The organism is Acinetobacter sp. UBA2063 (assembly GCF_002333245.1).
Taxonomy (GTDB): Bacteria; Pseudomonadota; Gammaproteobacteria; order Pseudomonadales; family Moraxellaceae; genus Acinetobacter; species Acinetobacter parvus.
Genome location: NZ_DDAH01000098.1, coordinates 14,478 through 15,012, shown reverse-complemented (window position 1 = coordinate 15,012; position 535 = coordinate 14,478). Strand labels below are relative to the sequence as shown.

Genomic DNA, 535 nt, shown 5'->3' with positions numbered 1-535 from the left:
TTTATGAATGCGAAGGTACTGAAACAGAGATTAAAGCATGGTTTAAAACCATTAATATTGCAGGTGTTCCGCTTAATCAGCAAGAATTACTCAATGCGGTGTATTCGGGGCAATTTGTCACACTTGCTAAAGCTGAGTTTAGCAATAGCCAAAATTCTAATGTAAATAAATGGGCTGCCTATATTTTAGGTAGTGCAATTCGCCAAGATTTTTTGGAACGTGCACTTGATTGGGTCAGTAAAGGCAAAATTGATGACTATATGAGTCGGCATCGAAATGAATCAAATATCAATGAATTAAAAACCTATTTCAATACGGTTATAGATTGGGTATCTGCGGTATTTAAAGATGTTGAAAGTGAAATGCGAGGCTTGGAATGGGGACGGCTTTATGAAATGTACCATACACAACCCTACAGTCCGCAAAAAATATCTGAGCAGGTCAAAGACCTTTATGCAGATTCATACGTTAAAAATCGTAAAGGTGTATTTGAATATATACTTGGTGGTTCAGTTGATAAAAAATTGCTTGATGT

Annotated in this window: 1 pseudogene; it reads left to right on the top strand. The window is 36.1% G+C overall.

Annotation, left to right across the window (positions count from 1 at the left end):
- Window positions 1-535 (top strand): annotated as a pseudogene (locus tag B4H32_RS04415) (HNH endonuclease); the annotation flags it as partial.